Below are 5,678 nucleotides of genomic sequence, written 5' to 3' on the forward strand. Positions count from 1 at the left end.
CAATGCGGCACTGCGCGAAGAGATGCAGGCCGACCCCTCCGTCTTCGTCTTTGGCGAGGACATCGGACGCTATGGCGGCGTCTTCAAGGTGACGAAAGGGCTGATGGAGGAATTCGGCGAAACGCGGGTGCGCGACACGCCGATCTCCGAACAGGCGCTGACCGCCATGGCCGTGACCGCCGCGATGACCGGCACGCGGCCGGTGCTGGAAATCATGTATGCGGATTTCGTGCCGCTGACGCTCGATGCGCTGGTCAACCAGGCATCGATCTACAATTACATCTGGAACGGCCAGGTCAAGATGCCGTTCGTGCTGCGTACGCAGGGCGGCGGCGGCGCCGGCGCCGGCGCGCAGCACTCCAAGTCGCTCGATTCCATGCTTGCCCACATACCCGGCATCAAGGTCGTTGCTCCTTCGACGCCCGCCGACGCCAAGGGCATGCTGAAGGCCGCGATCCGCGACGACCAGCCGGTGGTCTTCCTCGAGCACAAGCTGCTCTACAACACCCGCGGCGAGGTGCCGGAAGGCGATGTGACCGTGCCGCTCGGCAAGGCGGCAACCCTGCGCGAAGGCAGCGATATCTCGATATTCGCCACCTCCAAGATGGTGGTCGAGGCACTGAAAGCCGCGGATCTTCTCGCAGCCGACGGTGTTTCGGCCGAGATCGTCGATCTCCGGTCGCTGCGCCCGCTGGATGTCAACGCCATCGTCGCCTCGATCGCGAAAACGCACCATGCCGTGGTGGTCAACGAGGGCTGGCGCTTTTGCGGCTACGCCGCCGAGCTTTCGGCAACGATCATGGATCACGCCTTCGACGAGCTGGACGCGCCGGTCGCGCGCGTCACGCTGCCGGACATGCCGATCCCCTATTCCGAGCCGCTGGAAACGGCGATGCTGCCAAGTGCCGAGAAGATCCGCACCGCCGCGCTGAAGACGCTGAAGTGACGGAGGCGGCGGCGATGGCGACCCATCCGATCAGCATCGACAGCGCCGGCGGCGAATACATGGAAGCCGTGCTGGTGATCGCCTGGGCGGTGAAGCCAGGCGATCCGGTCAAGGCCGGCGATCTGGTCGTCAGCGTCGAGACGGCCAAGGCCGCGACCGAAATCGAAGCCGACCGCGACGGCTGGCTGGCTGAGATCTTCTTCGCCGAGGGACAGGAAGCGCCGGTGGGCGCCGTGCTCGGCACGATCGCGGACGAGAAACCGATAGTTGGCGAGAAGCTGATCGCTGGCCAATCCGCTTCGATCGCGCCGGCCACGGCGACGGCTGCCGAAACCAATCCGCGCGATCCTGTGACCAGCGAAGCGCCTTCCTCCATCCGGCCGCCCGGCAGCCGTGCAGTCGCAAGCCCGCTGGCCCGGCGGCTTGCCGCTGCGGCCGGGCTCGACCTTGCCGCCATTGCGGGAAGCGGCCCGCGCGGGCGCATCAAGAAGCGCGACATCGATGCCACCCTAGCCGCCCTCTCCAATGAACATGACAGCGCAGGCCAGCGAACGCCGGCGACGGCCCAGACGCCATCCATTGCCGCGCCAACGCTGACCCGACAGCCGGCGCCCGTGGTCCTCATCCACGGCTTCGGGGCGGATCGCTCGGTGTGGCGGCAGGTCGTGCCCTTGCTCGGTCCGGAGATCGAGACGATCAGCCTCGACTTGCCCGGCCATGGCGTGGAAGCGGTAAGACCTGCAAGCAGCATCGAGGAGATCACCTTCCTCCTCTGCGACCAACTGGAGGAGATGGGCGTCGGCAATGCCCATCTCGTCGGCCATTCCCTGGGCGGTGCGGCGGCCCTCGCGCTCGCCCGGCTGGGCCGTCTTACGGTGCGCTCTGTGACGCTCCTTGCCCCTGGCGGGCTTGGCCCCGAGATCAATGCCGGCTTCATCGCCGGTCTTGCCCGCGCGACCACGGTGCAGGCCTTGGAGCGGTGGCTGGCGGTGATGGTCGGCGACCCCTCAGCCTTACCGACCGGCTATGCGCAGGCCGCGCTCAGACAGATGGAAAAGACCGGCAATCGCGACGCGCTCGCTGCGATGGCCGAAAGCCTGTTCCCGGACGGCACGCAGGGGTTCGATCTCGCGGGCGCGCTTGCAGAGCTTGCCGTGCCGACCCGGCTCCTCTGGGGCAGGCTCGACCGCGTCATTCCGGTCGCCCATGCGGCCCGCGCGCCGGGCTTCACTGCCGTTCATCTTCTCGATGGCATCGGCCATGCACCGCAGATAGAGGCACCGGCGCTCACCGCCCGGCTGATCGCCGAGACGGTGCGAAGTGCCGGCTGAGCCGGCAAGACCATCACGCCCGCGTCAAGGGCGCCACGACAGAATGTCAGAAGGAGTGCCGATATGATCTTCGACCATCGCACCTACACCGCCCGCCCCAACAAGCTGTCGCATTTCCTCAAACTCTACGAGGACGTCGGCCTGCCGATGCAGCGGCATTATCTGGGCGAGCCCTTCGGCTTCTTCCAGACGCATATCGGCGACCTCTCGCGCACCGTGCATCTGTGGAGATATGAAAGCCTTGCCGACCGGGAGGAGCGGCGCGACCGCATGGAGGCAGACCCGGAATGGCAGGCCTACCGGCGCAAGGTGATCGAGACCGACTATCTGCTCGACATGCGCAACCAGATCCTCAAACCCGTCTCGTTCTTCAATCCGGGAAAATAAGATGGACCTGACTTTCTCGACCGAGGGGCGCAGCTGGCCGCTGCGCCTGACTGGCGATGCCGAGCGCACGCGCCGCGCGCTGCTTTCGGCCTTGCCGATGCGTCTGCAGCTGCACACGCCGAAGATCGCCGGCAGCCATATCTATTGGCATGCTCCCTTCGTCGAGGATATCGAGGGTGCTACGCATGTGCTTTCCGCGACCGCCGGCGCATTCATCTACTGGCCGGTGCGGCAGTTCCTCGAAATCACCTTCGCGCCGCTTCAGGCGGAGAATGCCGAGATCACCGTTCTCGGCCATCTCGACGCGCCGGTGGAAGGCATTGCCGAACTTGCCGCGACACTGAAACAGGACCAGGGCCGCCGCATCCTGGAAGGCACGCTTGTCCGGTCGGATGGCGGCGTGTCCGAGTCTTCGCCGCCATCGTCGCTGCCACAGGATATCATTGCCGCTCGCAAGGCGCTGTGGGTGTTCTGTCCCGCCGACATCAGCCGGGTCACCGCGTCACGCGCCATCATGCACCCGGCAGGGCCTGTCTTCACCGCGGAATCAGAAGCGCGGGTGCTGCACGAATTCCTCTGGTGGATCCGCGCCGAGCGCGGCCGGAAGGACGAATTGGTGCTGCGCCAGGCGGCAGCAATCGCGCTCGACAAGACCGCGACCCGGCTACGCGATTTCTGCCACATGGAGGAAACGCCTGCCCTGCTTTTCCGGCTCAAGGCGGCGATGGACGGCAACTATCCGTTCGGTGCGCTGATGGACGAGGCGATCCTGGCTACCGGGCGGGTCGGCGCTTGGATCGATCTTCTCATCCCGTGGAACGACCTCAACGAGGCCTTCCGCGCTGCGCTTGACGGCAGGAGGGCCGGATGATGGAAAAACTGACCATCGGCATTGTCGGTTTCGGCGTCATCGGGCAGCGCTGGACGGCTTGCTTTGCCCATGCCGGCCACGCGGTGCGCGTGTTCGACCCGACAGAGCGGCGCGAAGCGGCTTTCAACGAGGTGCTGCCTGCACTCATGGCCGACCTAGACGCGTTGAAGGGATCCTCGCCCTCGCCCGGCGAGATCCATCTTTTTCCGACGCTCGCCGAGACGCTCCAAGGCGTCGATTTCGTGCAGGAGAACGGTCCGGAAGACCTGGCCCTCAAGCGCCGGCTGCTCGCCGAGATCGAAGATCATGTCGGTGACGAGGTCGTCATCGCCTCCTCCTCCTCGGCCCTGCTGGTGTCCGACATGCAGGGCGAGTGCCGCCTGCCCGGCCGCGTCGTGCTCGGCCATCCCTTCAATCCAGCGCATCTGATGCCGCTGGTCGAGATCGTCGGCGGCAAGACATCGGATCCACAAGCGATCGCCCGCGCACGCGCCATCTATGAAGCCATCGGCAAGAAGCCGGTAACGCTCAACCGGGAGGCGACCGGCCATATCGCCTTGCGCCTGATGGGCGCCATGTGGCGCGAGGCGATCGCTCTGGTGCGAGACGGCGTCGCCTCGGTCGAGGACGTGGATCGTGCCTTCATGTATGGGCCGGGCGCGAAATGGACCCTGCAAGGTTCGTTCATCTCCAACAGCCTCAACGCCGATGGCATCGAGGACTTCCTGCGCAAATATGGCCCGACCTATCAGGCGATCTGGGACACGCTGCTCGACGCAAAGCTTGACAGCGAGACCATCCGCTCGATCACAGCTTCGACAAATGCGGCGGTAGGCGGGCGCAGCCACGAGGATCTGAAGGCCGCGCGCGAGCCTGGCCTGGTCGGCATTTTGAAAACAGTGGCCGCACACGGTGCACTCTAATCGTCACGGAGAATGGCCATGACCTATCGCACCGCCCTCGTCACCGGCGCCTCGAAAGGCATCGGCGCAGCGATCGTCGAGAGCCTGATCGCGGAAGGATTGACCGTCCATGCGCTGGCGCGCAGCCGTGGCGCGCTACAGGTCCTGCAGGAGAGGCTCGGGCCACGCGTGAAACCGCTTGTCGCCGATGTGCGCGACAACGAGGCGATCGCTTCTGCGCTCGGTGCGGCGGAAATCGATGTCCTGGTCAACAATGCCGGCGGTCTGGCGACCGTGCGCCCCCTGCACGAACAGAGCGCGGAGGAAACAGCCGAGGTGGTGGCGCTGAACCTCACCGCACCCTTGCAGCTCATCCGCATGTTGCTGCCGGGCATGATCGCGCGCAAGCGTGGCCACATCTTCAACCTGACCAGCACGGCTGCCAGCGGCGTTTTTCCCGGCACGACGACCTACGGTGCGGCCAAGGCCGGCCTTTCCCAGGCCGGTCGCATCCTGCGCTATGATCTCGCGGGCACCGGCGTGCGGCTGACCGAGATCGCCCCGGGCCGTGTGGAAACGGATTTCTATCTGAAGGCCTTCGACGGCGACCGCGAGGGCTTGCGCAAGCGCATGTACTCGCAACAGCGGCCGCTCGGCCCGGCCGACATTGCCGCCGTGCTTGCTACCGCGCTGCGGATGCCGGATCATGTCGACATCAGCGAACTGACCGTCGCGCCGAGCGAACAGGCGCCCGGCGGCCATACCTATCCGCCCGCGCCGCAACGATGAGCATGCGTGGCGTCAGCGACGCCGCGCCTCAGTCCGGCTCGGTCAATTTGTCGAGCACGGCCGTGCAGGCCTCCTCCCAGGCCGCAGGCACTCCGCGCGCCGAAAGCACCTGCAGACCCCGCTCGGTGATGCCGCCCGGTGTCACCAGCTCCTCGAGCATCTGATGCATCGGCTGGTCTTTCTCCTCAATCAGCCGCCCGGCGGCCACGAACGTCATCGCCGTCAGCCGGCGGCCAATTGCCGGATCGAGACCTCGCGCGCTCGACCATTCAGTCGTCCTGCGGATCAGATCCTGCACCCAGCCATAGATGGCGGCATTGACCGTCGCCAACTCGAAGTCCGTTTCGCTGGCCAGAGCGATCGAGGGGCCAAGCCAGTCGAGGACCGCCCGCGCCTGCTCAAGGTCGGGGAAATAGATCGTCGGACTGGCACAGATTTCGGAAGCCGTGAAC

General features: G+C 65.9%; 7 protein-coding genes. 6 read left to right on the forward strand and 1 reads right to left on the reverse strand.

Features of this window, described 5'->3' with window-relative positions; all coding sequences use genetic code 11:
* From EN925_RS20640 to EN925_RS20665, 6 genes are all read left to right on the forward strand, one after another.
* Positions 1–946 (forward strand): alpha-ketoacid dehydrogenase subunit beta (locus tag EN925_RS20640; protein ID WP_245487253.1); only part of this gene is annotated, 946 nt, incomplete at its 5' end.
* 14 nt (positions 947–960) lie between these two features.
* Positions 961–2,277: an acetoin dehydrogenase dihydrolipoyllysine-residue acetyltransferase subunit gene (locus EN925_RS20645; RefSeq protein WP_128336871.1), complete on the forward strand. Its 1,317-nt coding sequence runs from the start codon at positions 961–963 to the stop codon at positions 2,275–2,277.
* Positions 2,278–2,340: 63 nt separating this feature from the next.
* Positions 2,341–2,664 carry an NIPSNAP family protein gene (locus EN925_RS20650; protein ID WP_063168741.1) on the forward strand — a complete coding sequence of 108 codons (324 nt, stop codon included), beginning with the start codon at positions 2,341–2,343 and terminating at the stop codon, positions 2,662–2,664.
* Between the two features lies 1 nt (position 2,665).
* Complete coding sequence (locus EN925_RS20655; RefSeq protein WP_127369409.1) at positions 2,666–3,535, forward strand: hypothetical protein; 870 nt, start codon at positions 2,666–2,668, stop codon at positions 3,533–3,535.
* Positions 3,532–4,458 (forward strand): 3-hydroxyacyl-CoA dehydrogenase NAD-binding domain-containing protein, encoded by a 927-nt coding sequence (locus EN925_RS20660; protein ID WP_127369410.1) that lies wholly within the window; start codon positions 3,532–3,534, stop codon positions 4,456–4,458. The genes EN925_RS20655 and EN925_RS20660 overlap by 4 nt, the downstream gene beginning before the upstream one ends.
* Positions 4,459–4,476: 18 nt before the next feature.
* On the forward strand, positions 4,477–5,226 hold the full coding sequence (locus EN925_RS20665; RefSeq protein WP_063168744.1) for an SDR family oxidoreductase: 750 nt from the start codon (positions 4,477–4,479) through the stop codon (positions 5,224–5,226).
* A 28-nt stretch (positions 5,227–5,254) separates the two neighbouring features.
* Here the strand turns inward: EN925_RS20665 and EN925_RS20670 are convergent.
* Positions 5,255–5,678: pyrroline-5-carboxylate reductase dimerization domain-containing protein (locus tag EN925_RS20670; RefSeq protein ID WP_281040657.1), on the reverse strand; the 424-nt coding region annotated here is incomplete at its 5' end.

The sequence above is a fragment of the Mesorhizobium sp. M7A.F.Ca.US.006.04.2.1 genome (assembly GCF_004022915.1).
Taxonomy (GTDB): domain Bacteria; phylum Pseudomonadota; class Alphaproteobacteria; order Rhizobiales; family Rhizobiaceae; genus Mesorhizobium; species Mesorhizobium ciceri.

Excerpts from the sequence above, each read along its gene's own strand:
- EN925_RS20665 (WP_063168744.1), top strand. The coding sequence starts at position 4,477 with ATGACCTATCGCACCGCCCTCGTCACCGGCGCCTCGAAAGGCATCGGC.
- EN925_RS20655 (WP_127369409.1), top strand. The coding sequence starts at position 2,666 with ATGGACCTGACTTTCTCGACCGAGGGGCGCAGCTGGCCGCTGCGCCTG.
- EN925_RS20650 (WP_063168741.1), top strand. The coding sequence starts at position 2,341 with ATGATCTTCGACCATCGCACCTACACCGCCCGCCCCAACAAGCTGTCG.
- EN925_RS20645 (WP_128336871.1), top strand. The coding sequence starts at position 961 with ATGGCGACCCATCCGATCAGCATCGACAGCGCCGGCGGCGAATACATG.
- EN925_RS20660 (WP_127369410.1), top strand. The coding sequence starts at position 3,532 with ATGATGGAAAAACTGACCATCGGCATTGTCGGTTTCGGCGTCATCGGG.